Raw genomic sequence first — 20494 nt, 5'->3', positions numbered from 1 at the left:
GGTACTCTACTTGGATTATTGTCTTACTTAATCCAATAAGAAGTACTCTACTTGGATTATTGTCTTAGTTAATCCAACAAAAGGTGCTCTAATTGGATTATTGTCTTACTTAATCCAACAAAAGGTACTCTACTTGGATTATTGTCTTACTTAATCCAATAAGAAGTACTCTACTTGGATTATTGTCTTAGTTAATCCAACAAAAGGTGCTCTACTTGGATTATTGTCTTAGTTAATCCAACAAAAGGTGCTCTACTTGGATTTTCGGCTTAATTAATCCAACAAAAGGTGCTCTACTTGGATTTTAGGCTTAATTAATCCAATAAAAGATGCCCTACTTGGATTATTATCTTAGTAAATCCAACAAAAGGTGCTCTACTTGGATTTTAGGCTTAATTAATCCAACAAAAGGTGCTCTACTTGGATTTTCGGCCTAGTTAATCCAATAAAAGGTGCTCTACCTGGATTTTCGGCCTAATTAATCCAATAATAAAATCAACTCTTGCATTTTTGATTAATCCCATCCAAAAAAGAGCTAAGGATTTATATCCCTAGCTCCTCTATCAATATTAATATTGCTTAATATATTGTTCTCTTTCCCATTCTGATACTTGGGTTCTGTAGTAATCCCATTCTAACGATTTAGACTGGATAAATTGTCTGTAAATGTGATTACCTAATGCTGATCTTACTACATCGTTTTCTTTCATTGCTTTAACAGCTGTGTAAAGTGTTGATGGTAAGTCTTGTACGCCCACCGCTTCTCTTTCTTCTCTGTTCATTTCATAGATGTTTTGGTCTACTGATTCTGGTGGTGTTAATTTGTGTTTAATACCGTCTAGTCCTGCTTCTAAGATTGTAGCTAATGCTAAGTATGGATTAGCTGCTGGGTCTACTGAACGGATTTCGACACGTGTTGACACGCCTCTTGATACTGGTATTCTTACTAGTGGTGAACGGTTCTGTCCACTCCATGCGATATAACATGGTGCTTCGTAACCTGGTACTAGTCGTTTGTATGAGTTAACTAATGGATTACATACTGCTGTGAATCCTCTTGCATTTTTCAAGATACCTGCAATAAAGTGGAATGCATTATCTGTAAGTTGCATGTCGCCATCTGGATCGAAGAACGCATTTTCTTTACCATTGAATAATGATACGTTAAAGTGCATTCCGCTTCCGTTTACACCGAATAATGGTTTTGGCATAAATGTTGCGTGTAAATTATGTTTACGTGCGATAGTTTTAACAACGAGTTTGAATGTTTGAATGTTATCACATGCTGTAATTGCGTCAGCATATTTAAAGTCTATTTCATGTTGGCCAGGTGCCACTTCATGGTGACTTGCTTCGATATCAAAGCCCATATCTTCTAATTCTAGTACGATATCACGACGACAGTTCTCACCTAAGTCTGTTGGTGCTAAGTCGAAGTATCCACCATTATCATTTAATTCTAATGTTGGTTCACCTTTTTCGTCTAGTTTAAATAAGAAGAATTCTGGTTCTGGTCCTAAGTTGAAATCTGTAAATCCTAATTCTTGCATTTCTTTTAAGACACGTTTCAAGTTAGTACGTGGGTCACCTGGGAATGGATTACCGTCTGGACTATAAATGTCACAGATTAATCGTGCTACTTTACCTTTACCTGCAGTCCATGGGAAAATCACCCAAGTGTTCAGGTCAGGACATAGATACATATCCGATTCTTCAATTCGCACGAATCCTTCAATTGAAGAACCGTCAAACATCATTTCATTGTTTAAAACTTTTTCTAATTGTGCAATTGGTACCTCTACATTTTTAATTGTTCCTAAAATGTCTGTAAATTGTAACCTTAAATAACGTACGTTTTCTTCGTCTGCAAAGCGAAAAATATCCTCTTTCGTAAATGTTTGCTTAGCCATGTGTTGATCCTCCAGTATTTTATTTAAAAAATCTTGATAAATCTCCACGGTTGAGTGGACCTTCTGTCTTCGAGGTACCTCTAATTACCCGCTCTCTCATACGTAGTTCTTCATCTGAAAGGTCATTTTTTTCTTCTAGAAGAATTTGTTTAATCCCTTTCATATTGAATCCCTTTTCGATGAGATTTTTAATTTCAAGTAATCTCTCTAAGTCATTTAATGAAAACAACCTCTGATTACCGTCAGTTCTTGTCGGTGTAACCAGCTCATTACTTTCATAATATCTGATTTGTCTTGCTGTAAGTTCTGTTAATTTGATGACTACACCTATTGGAAACACGGCCATGTTTCTTCTAATTAAATCTCTTGACAGCACGACCGCCTCCTTCTACTAAGAACTTAAAATAAATTTAGCACATAAATTTTCAGAAAACAATTATGTGTGAGGAAACCTCACACATAATTATAACATAACTAATTCTTTTTTCATTAATGTTTCCACTGCTCTAATTATCGCGATTTTAACGTGTTCATATGTTAATCCACCTTGAATATAAGCTTCATACGGTGCTCTAATTGGGCCATCAGCTGTTAATTCAATTGAAGAACCTTGTACAAAAGTTCCTGCTGCCATAATGACATCATCTTCATAGCCCGGCATATAACTAGGCATCGGGCTGAAATGTGCATTGATTGGCGATGCATGTTGTATAGACTGACAAAATGCAATCATTTGTTCAGCTGTATCAAATGTTACAGATTGTATTAAATCAGTTCTTTCATCTGTGTAATGTGGTGTTGTCTTCATATTTAATTTCTCCAATAGTAAGGACGTAAACAATGCGCCTTTTAAGCTTTGACTAACTACGTGTGGCGCTAAAAAGAACCCTTGATACATTTCAGGTAAACTACCTAATGAAGCCCCCGCTTCTTTACCGATACCAGGAGCTGTTAATCTATATGCACAACGCTCTATTAAATCTTGCTTACCTGAAATATATCCACCTATTTTAGATAATCCACCGCCTGGGTTTTTGATTAAAGAACCAGCAATTAAATCTGCGCCTACTTCTATAGGCTCTTTATCCTCTACGAATTCACCATAACAGTTATCTACGAAAATAATAATTTCTGGATAAACTTCTTTTATTCTAGTAATGGCATATCCTATTTGCTTTATTGTTAATGAAGGTCTAGAACTATAGCCTTTAGATCGTTGTATTGCGATTACTTTTGTTTTATCATTTATTTTGTTTAATACAGCTTCAATATCAATATCATTATCTTTTAAAGGAACTTCATTGTATTGAATACCTTGTTCAATAAAACTCCCTATACCATTTCCATTAACACCGATTACTTCTAATAAAGTGTCATAAGGTGTACCTGTTATATACAGTAATTCTTCACCGTGTTTTAATTGACTATTTAATGCTATTGTAATCGCATGTGTTCCTGAAATAATTTGTGGTCTAACTAAACTATCTTCAGCTAGAAAGACTTCTGTATATACTTCTTCTAAATGATCTCGTCCCATATCATCATAACCATATCCTGTAGTACCGACTAAATCTGCTTCTGATATTTTCACTTTATGGAAAGCATCCAATACGCGTTCTTGAGCAATTAATGCATTATGCTCAATTTCATCAAAATATGGTCTTAATGTTGTTTCTACTTCTTTTACTAATGATTGTAATTTTTCTTCCATTTCTTTACCTCTTATTTTTGTTTATATCCTGTTATTTTATACATTTCATTTGTTTCATCAAACTCTAACGTTTCTATTAGTGTATGTGTTTTTTGCCAATACAATTGGTCAGCATCAGACGCCTCTAATTCCATCTCATAGTATTCCATTGTATTTTTAATCATTTCTACTAGCTTGTCTTTGAATACAACTTGATCTTGTTTATCTCTTGCTGACACAAATATAGAATTCTCGGAGACAGGTTGATTGATGTTATCTACTTTATCTTTTTTATTGAACACAACTAACATTGGGATGTGATTCATATCTAATTGTTTCACAAGTTTCATAACAGTTTCATACTGTTCCATATAATGTGGGTGACTAGCATCTACAACATGTATTAATAGTTGTGCATATTTTGCTTCTTCTAATGTTGATTTAAATGCTGCTATAAGTGTCGTAGGCAATTTTTGAATAAACCCAACCGTGTCAGATAATATAATATTAAATCCTTCGTTTATTGAAACAGCTCTTGATTTAGGGTCTAACGTTGCGAATAATAAATCTTGTTCAAATGTTTCATCTTGTGATAACTGATTAAACCATAAAGATTTACCAGCGTTAGTATAACCTATTAACGCGACTTGATAAGCTTGGTTATGTTGTCTTCTTTCCCTATATCTTGAACGGTGAGATACAATCGTTTCTAGTTGATGTTTAATTTCGTTCATGCGCGTTCTAATGTGTCTTCTATCAGTTTCCAGTTTAGTTTCACCAGGACCTCTTGTACCAATTCCGCCACCTAAACGTGATAGACTTTTACCATGGCCAGACAGTCTAGGCAGTAAATAATCTAATTGTGCAAGTTCGACTTGTAACTGCCCTTCTCTACTAGATGCACGTTGCGCAAATATTTCTAAAATTAATTGTGTTCTATCTATAATTTTAGTATCAAACAACTCATCTAATTGTTTCGACTGTGCAGTTGTTAACTCATCGTTAGCAATAATAGCATTTACTTTTACATCGTTTAAATCAATATATTCAATCACTTCTTCTATTTTACCTTTACCTAAGTAATATTGTTGATCTGGTCTATCTCTTTTTTGAGTAAATACTTCAATCACTTCTAATTGACTTGTTTTAGCTAAAGATTTTAGTTCTTCAACTGTTGATTGAAACGTATCCTCATCTACTTGTTTATCATGGAAAGCTAATAATATTACTTTCTCCGTTTCATGATCTGTTGTTATTAAATCATTTTTCATTTTTATCACGCTCTCTTTACTTCATTTTAACATATAATTAGATATGCATATTAATATGACTTTGAATAAATCTTTACTATAATAGAGTTAAGAAAAGGAGTGATTAGAATGTCTATATATGACTTCGAGGTTGCTAAAACAAATGGAGATACTTATTCGTTATCTGAATATAAAGGTAAAGCACTATTGATTGTCAATACAGCAAGTGAATGTGGTTTCACTCCACAGTTTGAAGGATTGGAACAACTTTATCAAGATTATAAAGATAAAGACTTTGTAGTACTTGGTTTCCCTTGTAACCAATTTGGTAATCAAGAACCAGGTGATTCATATGAAGCTTATCAAAATTGTAAATTAAATTATGGTGTTACATTCCCAATGCACGAAAAGATCAAAGTAAAAGGTTCTGATCAACATCCACTTTATGACTATTTAACAAGTGCTAAAAAAGGCATTTTAAACGGCTCCATAAAATGGAACTTCACTAAGTTTTTAGTGAATAAAGATGGAGAAGTTGTTAATCGCTTCTCACCACAAAAAAGTCCAGAACAGTTAAGAAATGCTATAGAAGAAGTATTATAAAAAGAAAGAGTTCGAGACATTAATCATTGTTTCGGGCTCTTTCTATGTATTTGCAGTAGTGGACTCGATGTCTATGTTGCACGTAGATTTTGTAGTTCAAAACTTGGCTATAGCATTATCCTTATTGCCTTTTCTCACTAAACGTGTCAATAACGATAGCCTTATTGTCTTTTCTTGCCAAACGTGTCAATAACGGTAGCCTTATTGTCTTTTCTCAGTAGTCTTGTCAATAAAGAGAATGTTATGTTTCACGTGAGTATCGTCTCGCAATATAACAGGACTTTATTTATTAAAATAAAAAAGCTAAGACAAATAAATTGTCTTAGCTTTTTTAGCCACGAGCACAAAAATTACTCATTTTCTTTATTTTCTTCTTCTTGTGCTACGACAAAAGTAGAAATAGCATGTTTGTAGATAAGATTTTCAGTGCCTAGAATATCTAGTAATACAACATTCTCGTCAAAGCCTACAATTTTGCCTTTCATTTGGAAACCGTTTAATAAGAAGACTGTTAATTCAGTACCTTCAGATTTGAACTTCTCCAATAATACTTCTTGAATATTTTCTTTCTCTGCCATATGACTTTCCCCTTCACTTGGATAATTGGATTACGTTGTCTGCGATTTCTGATAAAGACTGTTCATCCCGTCGAAACCAAGTTACATTCATTTTATTTTTAAACCATGTCAATTGACGTTTGGCGTATCTTCTTGAATTCTGCTTGATTTGTTCTATTGCAATATCTATGTCTTTTTCTCCTTTTACAACGGGTATTAACTCTTTGTATCCAATTGCTTGCATACTTTGTGAATGTTCATACCCCATATCAACGAGATTAGACACTTCTCTTAATAATCCTCGCTCCAACATCATGTCAACACGCATATTAATTCTTTCATATAAAGTTTCGCGCGACATGTCTATCCCAATTAATAATGTACCATATTTTCCAGAAAATGTCTGGCTTTTCTTTCTTTCACTTAATGTTTTTTTAGTCTTCAAGTAGTACTCTATGGCTCTTTCTACTCTTTGACGATTGTTTGGATGCACTGATGACGCAGTTTCTGGATCAAATTCTTTTAAATAATTGTGCAATTCAATATTTGTATAATTCGATAATTCATCAAATTTATTATTAATTTTTTCCAATTCTTCACTTGTGATTTCTTCTTTTTCTAAATGATAATCATACAGTACTGACTGAACATATAAACCAGACCCACCTACTAATATAGGAAGTTTTCCTCTATTATGAATATCATCGATTATATTGGAAACATCTTCTTTAAACTTGTACACAGAATAAGGCTCATCTGGATTGTATGCATCCACTAAATGATGTTTTATGCCTTCTTTTTCATCTTCTGTTACTTTTGCTGTACCTATATCTAATCCTTTATAAATTTGAAATGCATCACCATTGATAACTTCACCATTTAAAGCTTGAGCTAATCGTATACTAAGTTCAGTTTTACCAACTGCTGTTGGACCTACTATTGCGATTAACGGTTTTTTCGACATATTATTGTTCCTCTTTTTCTAATTGTTTAATTTGCGTCATCAACCAATTAAAGATGTGTTCGTATACTACAAATTGGTTCGTTTCAAATAATACTTCATGTCTTTTATTTTTATATAATTGTACAGTGACATGTTTAACGCCATTTCTTTTATATAACGTGGCAAGCTTTTTAATACCTGTTCCAAAACCTCCAAAGTGATCTTCTTTACCAGAAAGCAGTAATATAGGCATATTGAGGTTTTGTTTTTTGATATAGCTTGATTTTTTGGATTGTTCAGCCGCTTTCACTGTTTCTAAAAAGACTCTGTGAGATACTGAATACCCAGTATAAGGATCTTCTTCGTAAATCTTTTTATTTTCTTCACTTTCGCTAATCCAATTATTATCTTTATTTAATTCTTTATGTTTTCTATTAGGCGTCTTAAAGGCTAAGTTATTAATAAGTTTAGATTTAGTACGATTACCTAAAAACAGATTAACAAATTTTAATCCATATAAATTTAATTTACCTTGAATATTTGAATAGACAACAGTGCCGGATAAAATTAATATATTAACATCATCCGGATAATCATGAACATATTTTCTTGCTACTAAAGATCCCATAGAGTGACCTAACAGAATATAGGGCAAGTCATTGTTCAATTCAGGTTTGAAAGTATCTCTAATTTCTTTTAAATCTTCTACTAATTCTTTTAAACTATTAAAATGACCTCTAGTAGATTCTTCAATTTTTTTACCGTGGCCACGATGATTATGCCTAATAACATGAAAACCTCTTTTACAAAAATACTCTACTATGCCATCATATCTATCTTTATGTTCTGAAACACCATGTAAAATATGTAAGATACCTATTGGTTTTTCATCAGTTTTATCAATCGTCACTTCTAATGTTTGGCCAGATGATAATGTTATCATGTGATTAAATCTTCTCAAGATACGTACGCCTCCCTCAACCGTTATTATAGCAAATTCTATACTGCTTAAAAATACATTGCTTTCATACATAAAAATGCACCCAAAAAATCAAGAGAAAATCTCACTTTTTGGGTGCGTTATTTGTAATCTTTAATTATTTAGCAATTGCAGGTTGATCATTTGGGTTAATCGCTTCTTTAACTGCTTTTTCTAATTCTTGTTTGTATACGCGTTTAGTATCTGCATCGTAGTTAAGAACTTTAGCCATAACTTCTAAGATACCATCTTTATATTCTAATACGTAATTGATATCAAAGTATAATCTACCTGAACGACGTACTAAGAAGTCAGTTGGTTTATGCACCATTTCTTTTTGAATACTATAGATAACTTCTGCATAAACTTCAACAGGTAAATCTAAGTCAGCAACTTGCGTAGCATGTGCAATTTCAAATACTTCATCTACGTTTGAACCATATTTTCTAGCTAAGTAACGTGCCACATCTTCAGAAAGATTGTAGTTTTTAGCTTCTTCTACTTTACTTTCAACAAATGCATCGTAGTTATTGCTTCCTCCTACGTTACCACCAGAAATATAAGTATGCTTAGTCTCACAAGGTTTGAATTTCAATTTGTATTCTTCTTTTAATCGTTTACTTAATAAATCTACAATATCTTGAGCCATGTGACGGTAACCTGTTAACTTACCACCAGCTATTGTTAATAGACCTGAGTCGCCTTCCCATATTTCATCTTTACGAGAAATTTCAGAAGGGTCTTTTCCTTTTTCAAAGATAAGAGGTCTTACACCAGCCCAAGTTGACTCGATATCACTATCTTCAACTTTAACTGTAGGGAACATATAACGAATTGCATCTAGTAAATATTGACGATCTTCTTCAGTAACTTTAGGTGAAGATTTATCGTTATCATATACAGTGTCAGTTGTACCAACGTATGCTTTACCTTCTCTAGGAATAGCGAAAATCATTCTGCCATCACTTTCAGTATCAAAGTATACTGCTTGTCCTAATGGGAAGACACTTTGATCAATAACAATGTGTACACCTTTAGTAAGTCTTAATTGTTTATTATTAGTAGAATAGTCTTTACTTCTAACGTCATCTACCCAAGGTCCTGCAGCGTTAATAACTCTTTTACCTTTAATTTCAAACATTTCATTGTGAAGTAAATCTGTCACTTCTACACCTGAAACTTTATTTTTCTTATTATATAAGAATTGATTTGCTTTAGCATAGTTGATGATATCTGCTCCAAATTCACGTGCGCGTTTCATTACTTCAATTGTTAAACGTGCATCATCAGTACGATATTCAACATAGTAACCGCCACCTTTAAGGCCATCTTGTTTAACAAGTGGTTCTTTTTCGATAGTTTCGTCTCTATTTAACATTGAACGGCGTTCTGATTTTTTAACACCTGCAAGAAAGTCATATACTTTTAATCCAATAGAAGTTGAAAATGGCCCCATACTTCCACCTTTATGCATCGGTAATAACATCCATTCAGGTGTTGTTACGTGAGGTCCATTTTCATATACAATTGCTCTTTCTTTACCAGTTTCAGCTACTACTCCAACTTGAAGTTGTTTTAAGTAACGTAAACCACCATGTACTAATTTAGTACTTCTAGAACTTGTACCTTGAGCAAAGTCTTGCATTTCTACTAAAGCGACTTTCATACCACGTTGTGAAGCATCAAGTGCGATTCCTGCACCTGTAATACCTCCACCTATAATAACGACATCATATTCTTTACTTTTAAGTTGATCTTTAACTTGATTACGATTTAATGCTGATAATTGTTGCATAACCATTTCCTCCTATAAATGTAAAAAAATGAGAGACTTATCCCTACAAATTAAATTGTATGAACAAAGCCTCTCACATCTCTACGGAATATTAACTTACCTTAATGATAACACAACTTAATCTAATTTAAAAGCTTGAGTGGCTTTAACTGCTGTTTTCCAACCTTTATAAAGAGATTCTCTCTCTTCTTCTTCAAGTTCTGGTTTGAATTCAGTTTCTAATTTCCATCTTTCTTGTATTTCATCTTTTGATTTCCAGAATCCAACTGCTAAACCTGCTAGGTATGCAGCACCTAATGCTGTTGTTTCACTTACTTCTGGTCTTTCAACAGGTGTATTTACAATATCAGCTTGGAATTGCATTAAGAAATCATTCTTAACAGCTCCACCATCTACTCTTAAAGTTTCTACAGTAATACCTGAATCTTTTTCCATTGCTTCTAATACGTCACGAGTTTGATAACATAATGATTCTAAAGTAGCTCTAATGAAATGTTCTTTTTCAGTACCTCGAGTTAAACCAAATATTGCACCACGTGCGTCAGCATCCCAATATGGTGTACCTAAACCAACGAATGCTGGTACTACATAAACACCTTCTGTTGATTTAACACGTTTAGCATAATCTTCAGAAGCTGGTGCTGATTTAATCATTCTTAAACCGTCTCTTAACCATTGGATAGCTGAACCAGATACGAATATACTACCTTCAAGTGCATAATTAACTTTACCATCTAAACCGTATGCTAATGTTGTTAATAAACCGCTTTCTGATTTAACTGCTTTTTCACCAGTGTTCATTAACATGAAACCACCAGTACCGTATGTGTTTTTAACTTCACCTTTTTCGAAACATGCTTGTCCAAATAAAGCAGCTTGTTGGTCACCTGCTACACCTGCAATTGGAATTTTTTCACCGAAGAAATGATGTTCTTGTGTATAGCCGTAAACTTCACTTGAAGGTTTTACTTCAGGTAACATTGATGAAGGTACAGTTAAATATTCTAATAGCTCTTCATCCCATTTTAAATCATAAATATTGTACATTAAAGTACGACTAGCATTTGAATAGTCTGTAATGTGCGTGCCACCAGTGAATTTCCAAATTAGCCATGTATCAATTGTACCGAATAATAAATCGCCATTTTCAGCTTTTTCTCTAGCACCTTCAACATTATCTAAAATCCATTTTACTTTCGTACCTGAGAAATATGGATCTAATAGTAAACCAGTTTTATCTTTGAAAATTGGCTCTAAATCTTTAGATTTTAACTCAGCACAAATGTCTTGTGTTTGTCTTGATTGCCATACAATTGCGTGATATACAGGACGTCCAGTATTTTTATCCCACACAACTGCAGTTTCCCTTTGGTTTGTAATTCCGATACCTTCAATTTGTTCAGGGGAAATATTATTCTCGTTTAATACACTTGCAATAACGGATAAAACTGATGTCCAAATTTCATTTGCATCATGTTCTACCCAACCACCTTTTGGAAAGTATTGCTTAAACTCACGTTGGCTTACAAATTGAATTGTCCCGTCTTTATCAAATAAAATCGCTCTTGAACTTGTCGTTCCTTGGTCAATTGATAAAATATATTTTTCCATATTAAACACTCCTAATATTTTGTATATTACAGAATCTCTGAAGTTTCATCTTTAAGAATTGCTTTATTCAATACTATACCGAATAACACTACAACGACAGTAAAGATGATTGAGAAAATGATAAATCCATTAACGATCCCGTTAAATAAAATGTTATATAAAGCTGCGCCAAACATACCACCAGCGATTGGACCTAAAATAGGTACCGGTGAGTATTTCCAGTTAGAATCACCTTTACCTGGAATAGGTAATAACATATGCATAATACGAGGACCGATATCACGCGCTGGATTAATAGCATAACCTGTAGCTCCCCCTAAACTTAAACCAATCGCTACGATTAATAAACCAACTATTACTGGATTTAAACCATCTGTAAATTTATTAGCTCCTATAAATAATAATCCCATAACTAAGATCATAGTTCCAATAATCTCACTTAAGAAGTTTGCGATATAGTTTGGATATGAAGGTCCCGTAGAGAATACTCCAAGCTTCGCACCTTGATCTTCAGTTTTTTTCCAGTGAGGTAAGTAAGAAGCCCAAACGAAACCTGCACCGATCATTGCACCAATCATTTGTGCAATAATAAACGGAATAACTTTAGACCAAGGGAATGATCCATCAATTGCAAATCCTAACGTTACTGCAGGGTTTAAATGCGCTCCCGACACATTACCTACTGCATAAACACCTAACATTACGGCTAAACCCCAACCTAATGAAATAACTATCCAATCAGCACCTTTACCTAAAGTCCCTTTTAGGTTGACGTTAGCACAAACACCGCCACCAAATAAAGTTAATATGGCAGTACCTACTAATTCTGCCAAAAATTCACTCATATTAAACAACCTCCTATAGATTCTTGCTAATACATAAAAAGACCCCTACACAAACCTATACAAATTCATTGCATAGATATCCACGTAGAGGTCTCATTTACTCATCTCATATATTAACTTACTTAAGAGTATAATACTTAATGAAAACGTTGTCAAATCGACTTACCAAATTTCTGTATCACTTGTCGTTATATACTTTGCACCGCTTTCAATAGCTAATTGTATTTCTTCTTCAGTGTTAATTAAACCACCAGCTATAATACTTTTCCCAGTCTTTTCACTAATTTCTTTTATTACTTTCGCAGCAACTCCAGGTAATACTTCAACGAAATCCGGATCAGCTTGTTTAATCAATTCTATACTTCTACTTAAAGCAGTACTATCCAATATAAATACTCTTAAAGTTGTAAGTGTATTTAACTTTTTAGCTCTTCTAATAACTTTTGTCTTAGTAGAAATAACACCATGCGGTCTAAATTGCTGAATAATATATTCAACAGCCGCTTCATCATTTGATAATCCTTTAATTAAATCTATATGCAGCATAACTTCTTTATCGTTTTTCTTCATTTGATTTAAGATACCTTGTAAATGACCAATATGAGTATCTAATAAAACACATCTTTTATAATCTAACTTAAAAAACTTTTCCATATCTTTCATAGAGCGAATTGCGGGTAATAAATGCTCGTTCATATTATCCTCCTACATTACACGTTTAAATAACTTTTCTAGTTCATAAGTCGTTAATTCTATAATAATTGGTCTACCATGCGGACAAGTGAATGGATCAGTTGTTTCTCTTAACTCGTCTATTAAATGAGCCATTTCATGATTTCTTAAATAATGATTCGCTTTTATAGATTTTTTACAACTCATCATGATTGCCGCATCTTCTCTAAGTTTCTTAATATCTACACGCTCATGTTTTAATACATAATCAATCATATCTTTAATGACTTCTTCTGCTTCAACTTGAGGTAACCATACAGGATATTCACTAACCATATAATCATGATGACCAATAGGTTCTAAAAATATTCCTGCTTCTTTCAATGGTTGAAAGTATTTTTCTATAATCATATGTTCATCTCTAGAAAAATTAAAAGTTAAAGGTAATAATAAACTTTGAGTCTCGTTTGTTACCTCACCAATTTTCTCTTTGAAATACTCATATTTAATACGTTCTTGAGCTGCGTGTTGATCTATCATAAACATACCTGTATCATTTTGCGCGATGATATATGTGCCGTGAACTTGCCCTACTACTTCCATATAAGGAACTCTAGGTTTATCTTGCGTTTCATGTTGTTCAGGTGGTAATTCGTATGTGTCTTGATCGTATTGTATTTGTTCTGTTTCTTCTCGCAAAATTGGTTCTTCTTTTTCAATATTAAACTCATTTTCCGGATTTTTATTTTCTTGTTCTTCATCTTCTACGTGATGAGCGCCTTGTTCTTCTTGTATATAAGAATTATTCTCTTTCGGTTTAAAATGCCATTGTGATGATGGTTCACTTTTTTCTGTTTCAGAAATAATAGGTTTAGGATCATTTATTGAGTTTGTAAAATTTGGTGTTGTAGGAGAATGATTCTCAGATGATGTTTCTGTTCGATTTTTTGCTTCAAAATCTAAACGTTGTTGTTCAAATATTTCTTTCTGAGATTTCTTTTGTTGATGCTTCTCTAACGAAGTACCAGGTATTAAAGATAATCCTCTAAATGCTTCTTTAATTTTATGATTAATTAAATCGAACAACGACTGTTCTTTTGAAAGTCTAACTTCTAATTTAGTTGGATGCACATTCACATCAACTAAAATTGGATCCATTTCAATATTTAAGTAAACGATAGGATATCGACCAATTGGTAAAAGTGTGTGATAACCTTCAATAATCGCCTTATTTAATACAAAATTCTTAATATAACGCCCATTTATGAATATAGAAATATAATGCCTATTGCTTCTTGTATGTTCTGGTTTACAAACGAATCCGTGCATAACATAGTCTTCAGTTTCACCTTTAATTTCAACTAAATCTTTCGCGATTTTCATACCATATATTTCAGCCATTACTTCATTTGTACGGCCAGAGCCATTTGTCGATATGACTGTTTTTTCATCAGAAACTAAGTTAAACGCTATGTGCGGATGACTCATCGCCATTCGGTTAACGATATCTGTAATTTTCCCTAATTCAGTATATAAACTTTTTACATATTTTAATCTTGCAGGTGTGTTATAGAACAATTCACTAACAAGAATATCAGTTCCTTTTTTAGCTTTAGCTGGCTGTTGTTTAATTATTTCTCCATTTTCAACATGGACTTCATGACCTAATAGACCATCTGTACAAGTTTTCATAGTTACTTTACTGACTGAGGATATACTCGCTAAAGCCTCACCTCTAAATCCTAAAGTTCTAATATGGAATAAATCATAATCGTTATCAATTTTACTTGTAGCGTGCCTACCAAAAGCTTTACCGATATCCTCTTCATCTATGCCTGTGCCATTATCTACAACTCTTATTGATTGTATACCTGATTCTTTAATTGTAATGTCAATTTGTGTTGCTTGTGCATCTATAGCATTTTCCAACAACTCTTTAACAACTGAAGCTGGTCTTTCAACCACTTCTCCAGCTGCTATTTTATTGGCTAAGGATAATTCAAGTTCTTTAATTTTTCCCAATGCATTCACACTTTCTATTTAATTTGATTTTGAATTTCTTGAAGTTTAGTTAAAGCTTCAATTGGCGTCATATTCATTAAATCCATAGATTTTATTTGTTTTTCAACTTTTGAAGGTGTTTGTTCTTCGAATAATTGGAAAGATGGCTGTTCAAACGTTTGTTCATTGCGCTCAACACGCGTATTGGATTCTAGTTCTTCTAGAATAACATTTGCTCTTTCGATAATTTCATCTGGTAAATCAGTTAGTTTTGCTACATGAATACCATAACTTTGATCTACTGCACCTTCTTTAACTTTATGCAGAAAGATTAATTCACCTTGGTACTCTTGTGCAGCTACATGTATATTTTTAAGTCCAGATAAAGTTTCGTCCAAATGTGTTAACTCATGATAATGCGTAGAGAATAATGTTTTAGCTTTAGTATTATGATGCACATATTCAATCATGGATTGTGCTAAAGCTAACCCGTCAAATGTAGATGTTCCTCGACCAATTTCATCAAAAATAATTAAACTGTCTTCAGTTGCTCCTACCATTGCTTTTTCAGCTTCTAACATTTCAACCATAAATGTACTCTTACCAGAGACTAAATCATCCGCTGCTCCGATTCTCGTAAATATTTGATCAAATATTGGCAATAGCGCATAATCTGCTGGAACATAAGCTCCCATTTGAGCCATAATGCTAATTATAGCTATTTGCCTCATATACGTACTTTTACCAGACATATTTGGTCCTGTAATTAAATATATAAAACCATCTTGGTTCAAATAACAATCATTTGGCACATAATCATTATGATCCATGACTCTCTCTACAACTGGATGACGAGATGATTTAAGCGATAAAGTTTTATCTTCGCTAAATAACGGTCTTGTATAATGGTATTTTTGAGCTATTTCAGCAAAACTTTGTAAACAATCTATTTCTGATAATAATTTCGCTTGTGCTTGTAACTTTTCAGTATAAGCTTTAACACGTTGCCTTAATTCTAAGAATAATTGATATTCTAATTCTATTGCTTTATCTTCTGCACCTAATATGATAGATTCTTTTTCTTTTAATTCTTCAGTTACAAAGCGCTCAGCATTAGATAATGTTTGTTTACGTTGGTAACCTAATGCATCTGTATCTACACTATTTAAGTTAGCTTTTGTAATTTCAATATAATATCCGAATACTTTATTAAAACTTACTTTTAATGACTTAACACCGGTACGTTCTCTTTCTTTCAACTGTAATTCAGCAATCCATTGCTTACCATTCGTTGAAGCTTCTTTGAATTTATCAAGTTCAGCATTATACCCAGTTTTAAATAAGCCACCTTCTTTAACGGACAATGGCGGATCTTCGACTAAGCTCTCTTCTAAAAGTTCTTCTAAGTCTTCGAGAGGTTCTAAAGCTTTAAATCGATTAACAGATGTTGAATCTAGTCGTTCAATAATTTCTTTAATATATGGAATTTGTTTTATAGAATAATTTAATTGTACGAGGTCTTTCGCATTAACATTTCCATAACTTACTCGACCTACTAGTCTTTCTATATCATACACCATATTTAAATAACTTCTTAATTCATCTCTTTCTATGAAACCATTAACAAATTGTTCTACTGCATTTAACCTTTGTTCTATATCATGTTGTTTGATTAAAGGTCTATCAATCCATTGTTTTAACCTTCTAGCACCCATTGGTGTCTTAGTGTCATCCATTAACCATAATAAAGTACCTTTTTTAGATTTTAATCGGATGCTTTCAGTAAGTTCTAAGTTTCTTTTTGCATAAAAATCCATCTTCATATAGTCTAGTGCACGATATACGACAACGTCTTCTATGTGAGGCATTTCTCGCTTACCATTATCATGTATATAATTTAATAAATATATTAACGAAGTCGCTTGAGGTTTAGACGTTCCTTTTATAACGTCATATTCTCTTTCTTCATAACTTTCAACTACAGTAATCGTTTCAGTAATTAGTTGGATTTGTTTATATAAAGAATCTTGTAAAACTTTATTCACGATAATTTCATTCGGATGTATTGTCGTAATTTCATTGATTAAAGTTGTTTCATCTTCAAAAGATGTTGTCTTTAATTCTCCTGTAGTCACGTCACAATAACTTAAATGAAATTCACCATCTTCTTTAATAAAACTGAGAATATAATTATTCGTTTTCTCATCCATACCTTTTTGTTCCATCACAGTTCCAGGTGTGATGACTTGTACTACTTCTCGTCTTACCATACCTTTTGTTTGAGTTGGATCTTCCATTTGCTCACAGATGGCAACTTTATAACCTTTAGAAATAAGTTTTTCTATGTATCCTGAAGCTGAATGATATGGAACACCGCACATAGGTATTGGGTCTTTTTTAGCATCACGTCTCGTCAAAGTAATTTCAAGTACTCTAGATGCTTCAATAGCGTCATCGTAAAACATTTCATAGAAGTCACCTAATCTGAAAAATAATAAAGTATCTTGATATTGAGATTTTATTTTTAAATATTGAGCCATCATTGGCGTTGGTTTAGACATCTTTCTTCACGTTCCTTTATTTAACTTTGGATTCGTCTATTTTATCAAAATTTTCAACAATACACGAGTATGGTTAATTATAATATAAAGAATTAAGCTAGCACATAACAACTGTCTCGAATTTTGTTACATAGGTGAGCATTGCTTTTTATTTACAATGAATAAGAAGAGAGTGACCTCTCTAACGGGCAAGTTTTTTCTAACTAGCTCGTTAGACTTAAAATTCACTTCATATTTCATACAAACACACACTTTCAAAATAACATTATTATAGAAGAGGCTGGGACATTTATATCGGACTCATTCATTATTTAGACAGTAGCTGACTGGGGCGGTAAAGAAATCTTTTTATATAATTTCTGCCCTACTCCTATATAAATAAATTCTCCTAATCTGTTAATTAAAAGTCCAACAGATTAGGAGAATTATTTTGAGCTAAGGATTTATACCAAAGCTTGTAAATATATAATTTAGTTATTAAATTATTGTTTTAGTGTGAACAGCTACTAGCATTAGGTGCATTTTTCATAGCTGCACCAGTTTCACCAGTTAATTGGTTACCACCAGTTGATTCAATAATTTCATTTGTAACAGTATGGCTAATTGAATGTGAAACCATTTGCAGAAGTTCATTCACTTCTCCTTGAGCTTCTTTAAATTCACTTACAATCGGCATGTCATCTAATTCTTTTTCGATATTAGCTATTTTTTCTTCTACCATTGCTAAAGCTTTATCTTTACCATAGTTTTGGAAATTAACTGCTTGTTTTTGCAGTGATTTTAAACTTGCCATTTTTTCACGAACAGTTTGGTTTTCGTGAATTTGTGCTTCCGCACGTTTAAAAAATTCAACTTCTTCTGTTTCTGACATCATTTTTCCAAGTTTACGTGCTTGGTCTAGTATATCATCTTTTGTATACATTTAATGTACCACCTTTTCTTTAGATACAACTTCAACAAATTCACCATTTAATGAATATTGTTTAGCTTCTGTAATTTTAACCTTTACTATTTTACCAATCACATCTTGAGGTGCTTTAAAGTTTACTAATTTATTCTTCTCAGTGTAACCAGCTAATACTGTTTCATCTCTCTTACTTGATCCTTCACAAAGTACATATACTTCTTGGCCTTCATAAGGTTTTAATGATTGAGCAGCATATTCACCGACTACTTTATTTAAACGTTGTAATCTTTGTTTTTTCTCTTTTTCTGGAACGTTATCTTTCATTTTAGCTGCTGGTGTTCCTTCTCTTGGAGAATATACATAAGTATATGCATGTTCAAATCCAACTTCGTGGTATAAATCTATTGTTTCTAAAAATTGTTCTTCTGTTTCATTAGGATATCCAACTATTATATCAGTTGTCAATGCTATATCTGGTATTGCTTCTTTTATTTTATTTACAAGCTCTAAATAACTTTCACGCGTATATTTACGCCCCATTATTTTCAAGACTTTATTATTACCAGATTGAACAGGTAAATGAATATGCGGAACAATGTTTCCACCTTCTGCTATCACTTCAATCAATCGATCATCGAAATCCCATGGATGACTCGTTGTAAAACGAACTCGAGGTATATCAATTTTAGTCATATCGTTCAGTAAATCGCCTAAACCATAATTTAAACCTTCTATGTCTTTACCGTAAGCATTTACGTTTTGTCCTAATAAACAAATTTCCTGATAACCTTGTCTAGCCAAGTCTCTCACTTCGGCGATAATTTCTTCCGGCATACGACTACGTTCCTTACCTCTTGTAAATGGAACGATACAATATGTACAGAATTTATCGCACCCGTACATGATATTTACCCATGCTTTAATTCTACCGTTACGTACTTTAGGTAAGTTTTCTATAACGTCGCCTTCTTTAGACCAAACTTCAACAACCATCGCTTTAGACATATAAGCTTCTTCTAAAATTTCAGGTAATCTGTGAATATTATGCGTACCAAAGATCATATCAACATTTTGGTATGATTTTAGTATTTTATTCACTACAGATTCTTCTTGAGACATACAACCACAAACACCTATTAAACAATCTGGTCTTTCTTGTTTTAAATGTTTTAAGTTGCCGATTTCACTAAACACTCTATTTTCTGCATTTTCTCTAATTGCACAAGTATTTAGTAAGATAACGTCAGCATCGTCTACTGAATTAGTCGGTGCAAAACCTAATGCTTGAAAAATACCAGCCATTACTTCTGTATCATGCTCATTCATTTGGCAACCATACGTTCTAATATAGAATTTACGACCTTTCCCCATTCCTCTATGTCGTTCATCTATTTTGAAATCATCATGATATTGAACTTCTGATTTACCTCTTTGCTTAGCGTCCTTTAAGTTAGGAGGTTGATAAACATGCTCGAAATATTTACTATAATCTTTTTCTAAATTAGGTTTCGTCTTCGCATTCGCTCCTTGTTTTCTTTGCTCTTCATTCAATGTCAAAACCCTTTCTGCCCATATTGATTTATCTTTATATTATATTAGAGTTCAACATAAAGTGCAAAAAAGTTAAAGCGCTTTATTAAATTTTAAATGACAATTTTTATAACTTAATCCAATATCTTTTTGTTACATTTTGACTCTCTGAAATATACGGTTTATCTTCTTTACCACCGTTACGTTCAATAACTTTAGCACTGCCAAAGTTATCTTCATCACATGTAATCAACGCATATTCAACAAAATCATTTCTCAATTCCTCTAAAGCGTATTTTAATATAGTCGTTGCATAACCTTTACCTCTTTCGCTACGCCTTACACCGTTACCAACATGACCACCAACTTGCTGTAACCAATCGTTCAATTGATAACGAATATTCGCAGCTCCGACAATGATGCCCCTATCTATTAATACAAATGTTTTGGCTCTAACAAAATCACTATTTTTTGGCGGGGTTATGGCTTCATTTTGCATTTCCAACATGCTATTAAATCCTCCATGATGGCGGACGTCCGTACTCCAAGGAACTATTTTATCATTATTATCGTACCACTCAGATATATATTCATTAAATAGAGGTTTTATATCTTCTTTAATTTCACGAAACTCCATACA

General features: G+C 32.9%; 17 protein-coding genes. 1 reads left to right on the top strand and 16 read right to left on the bottom strand.

Annotated features, from left to right (window positions below; translation table 11 throughout):
* Nucleotides 1-569: 569 nt before the first annotated feature.
* The 4 genes from glnA to hflX all read right to left on the bottom strand — a co-directional run bounded on the left by glnA (nt 570) and on the right by hflX (nt 4871).
* Nucleotides 570-1910: a type I glutamate--ammonia ligase gene (glnA, locus tag LQ688_RS11100; protein ID WP_017000454.1), complete on the bottom strand. Its 1341-nt coding sequence runs from the start codon at nt 1908-1910 to the stop codon at nt 570-572.
* A 19-nt stretch (nt 1911-1929) separates the two neighbouring features.
* Complete coding sequence (locus tag LQ688_RS11095; protein ID WP_017000455.1) at nt 1930-2286, bottom strand: MerR family transcriptional regulator; 357 nt, start codon at nt 2284-2286, stop codon at nt 1930-1932.
* Nucleotides 2287-2373: 87 nt separating this feature from the next.
* Nucleotides 2374-3621, bottom strand: coding sequence for a methionine gamma-lyase family protein (locus tag LQ688_RS11090; RefSeq protein ID WP_239724877.1), 1248 nt, complete (start codon nt 3619-3621; stop codon nt 2374-2376).
* Between the two features lie 11 nt (nt 3622-3632).
* On the bottom strand, nt 3633-4871 hold the full coding sequence (gene hflX, locus LQ688_RS11085) for a GTPase HflX (RefSeq protein WP_239724876.1): 1239 nt from the start codon (nt 4869-4871) through the stop codon (nt 3633-3635).
* A gap of 108 nt (nt 4872-4979) precedes the next feature.
* Here hflX and LQ688_RS11080 point away from each other — a divergent pair, with 108 nt between their 5' ends.
* Nucleotides 4980-5453, top strand: a complete 474-nt coding sequence (locus LQ688_RS11080) for a glutathione peroxidase (protein WP_017000458.1) — start codon at nt 4980-4982, stop codon at nt 5451-5453.
* 350 nt (nt 5454-5803) lie between these two features.
* Here the strand turns inward: LQ688_RS11080 and hfq are convergent, their stop codons facing one another.
* From hfq to LQ688_RS11020, 12 genes are all read right to left on the bottom strand, one after another.
* Nucleotides 5804-6031 (bottom strand): RNA chaperone Hfq, encoded by a 228-nt coding sequence (hfq, locus tag LQ688_RS11075; RefSeq protein WP_239724875.1) that lies wholly within the window; start codon nt 6029-6031, stop codon nt 5804-5806.
* A 13-nt stretch (nt 6032-6044) separates the two neighbouring features.
* Nucleotides 6045-6974: a tRNA (adenosine(37)-N6)-dimethylallyltransferase MiaA gene (gene miaA / locus LQ688_RS11070; protein ID WP_135032257.1), complete on the bottom strand. Its 930-nt coding sequence runs from the start codon at nt 6972-6974 to the stop codon at nt 6045-6047.
* A gap of 1 nt (nt 6975) precedes the next feature.
* On the bottom strand, nt 6976-7914 hold the full coding sequence (locus tag LQ688_RS11065; RefSeq protein ID WP_070045108.1) for an alpha/beta fold hydrolase: 939 nt from the start codon (nt 7912-7914) through the stop codon (nt 6976-6978).
* 136 nt (nt 7915-8050) lie between these two features.
* Nucleotides 8051-9727: a glycerol-3-phosphate dehydrogenase/oxidase gene (locus tag LQ688_RS11060; protein ID WP_017000461.1), complete on the bottom strand. Its 1677-nt coding sequence runs from the start codon at nt 9725-9727 to the stop codon at nt 8051-8053.
* A gap of 117 nt (nt 9728-9844) precedes the next feature.
* Nucleotides 9845-11338 (bottom strand): glycerol kinase GlpK, encoded by a 1494-nt coding sequence (glpK, locus tag LQ688_RS11055; protein WP_017000462.1) that lies wholly within the window; start codon nt 11336-11338, stop codon nt 9845-9847.
* Between the two features lie 26 nt (nt 11339-11364).
* Nucleotides 11365-12183 carry an MIP/aquaporin family protein gene (locus tag LQ688_RS11050; RefSeq protein WP_017000463.1) on the bottom strand — a complete coding sequence of 273 codons (819 nt, stop codon included), beginning with the start codon at nt 12181-12183 and terminating at the stop codon, nt 11365-11367.
* Nucleotides 12184-12345: 162 nt separating this feature from the next.
* Nucleotides 12346-12879: a glycerol-3-phosphate responsive antiterminator gene (locus LQ688_RS11045; protein WP_017000464.1), complete on the bottom strand. Its 534-nt coding sequence runs from the start codon at nt 12877-12879 to the stop codon at nt 12346-12348.
* A gap of 9 nt (nt 12880-12888) precedes the next feature.
* Nucleotides 12889-14877 (bottom strand): DNA mismatch repair endonuclease MutL, encoded by a 1989-nt coding sequence (mutL, locus tag LQ688_RS11040; protein WP_239724873.1) that lies wholly within the window; start codon nt 14875-14877, stop codon nt 12889-12891.
* A 14-nt stretch (nt 14878-14891) separates the two neighbouring features.
* Nucleotides 14892-17417, bottom strand: a complete 2526-nt coding sequence (mutS, locus tag LQ688_RS11035; protein WP_064204838.1) for a DNA mismatch repair protein MutS — start codon at nt 17415-17417, stop codon at nt 14892-14894.
* 490 nt (nt 17418-17907) lie between these two features.
* The gene (locus LQ688_RS11030) at nt 17908-18339 is read right to left on the bottom strand and encodes a YlbF/YmcA family competence regulator (protein ID WP_017000467.1); all 432 of its coding nucleotides are present in this window, start codon (nt 18337-18339) and stop codon (nt 17908-17910) included.
* Complete coding sequence (gene miaB / locus LQ688_RS11025; RefSeq protein WP_017000468.1) at nt 18340-19875, bottom strand: tRNA (N6-isopentenyl adenosine(37)-C2)-methylthiotransferase MiaB; 1536 nt, start codon at nt 19873-19875, stop codon at nt 18340-18342.
* Nucleotides 19876-19981: 106 nt separating this feature from the next.
* Nucleotides 19982-20491, bottom strand: a complete 510-nt coding sequence (locus tag LQ688_RS11020; RefSeq protein ID WP_239752765.1) for a GNAT family N-acetyltransferase — start codon at nt 20489-20491, stop codon at nt 19982-19984.
* Nucleotides 20492-20494: the final 3 nt, after the last annotated feature.

It is taken from the genome of Mammaliicoccus sp. J-M40, from assembly GCF_022386395.1.
GTDB lineage: Bacteria > Bacillota > Bacilli > Staphylococcales > Staphylococcaceae > Mammaliicoccus > Mammaliicoccus lentus.
The sequence above is the reverse complement of the archived record's forward strand: the minus strand, read 5'-3'. Positions and strand labels throughout refer to the sequence as shown.

What these genes read in the sequence shown, in the direction of transcription:
- glnA (WP_017000454.1), bottom strand. Translation starts at nt 1,910, where the DNA reads ATGGCTAAGCAAACATTTACGAAAGAGGATATTTTTCGCTTTGCAGAC.
- LQ688_RS11090 (WP_239724877.1), bottom strand. Translation starts at nt 3,621, where the DNA reads ATGGAAGAAAAATTACAATCATTAGTAAAAGAAGTAGAAACAACATTA.
- hflX (WP_239724876.1), bottom strand. Translation starts at nt 4,871, where the DNA reads ATGAAAAATGATTTAATAACAACAGATCATGAAACGGAGAAAGTAATA.
- LQ688_RS11080 (WP_017000458.1), top strand. Translation starts at nt 4,980, where the DNA reads ATGTCTATATATGACTTCGAGGTTGCTAAAACAAATGGAGATACTTAT.
- hfq (WP_239724875.1), bottom strand. Translation starts at nt 6,031, where the DNA reads ATGGCAGAGAAAGAAAATATTCAAGAAGTATTATTGGAGAAGTTCAAA.
- miaA (WP_135032257.1), bottom strand. Translation starts at nt 6,974, where the DNA reads ATGTCGAAAAAACCGTTAATCGCAATAGTAGGTCCAACAGCAGTTGGT.
- LQ688_RS11060 (WP_017000461.1), bottom strand. Translation starts at nt 9,727, where the DNA reads ATGCAACAATTATCAGCATTAAATCGTAATCAAGTTAAAGATCAACTT.
- glpK (WP_017000462.1), bottom strand. Translation starts at nt 11,338, where the DNA reads ATGGAAAAATATATTTTATCAATTGACCAAGGAACGACAAGTTCAAGA.
- LQ688_RS11050 (WP_017000463.1), bottom strand. Translation starts at nt 12,183, where the DNA reads ATGAGTGAATTTTTGGCAGAATTAGTAGGTACTGCCATATTAACTTTA.
- LQ688_RS11045 (WP_017000464.1), bottom strand. Translation starts at nt 12,879, where the DNA reads ATGAACGAGCATTTATTACCCGCAATTCGCTCTATGAAAGATATGGAA.
- mutS (WP_064204838.1), bottom strand. Translation starts at nt 17,417, where the DNA reads ATGTCTAAACCAACGCCAATGATGGCTCAATATTTAAAAATAAAATCT.
- LQ688_RS11030 (WP_017000467.1), bottom strand. Translation starts at nt 18,339, where the DNA reads ATGTATACAAAAGATGATATACTAGACCAAGCACGTAAACTTGGAAAA.
- LQ688_RS11020 (WP_239752765.1), bottom strand. Translation starts at nt 20,491, where the DNA reads ATGGAGTTTCGTGAAATTAAAGAAGATATAAAACCTCTATTTAATGAA.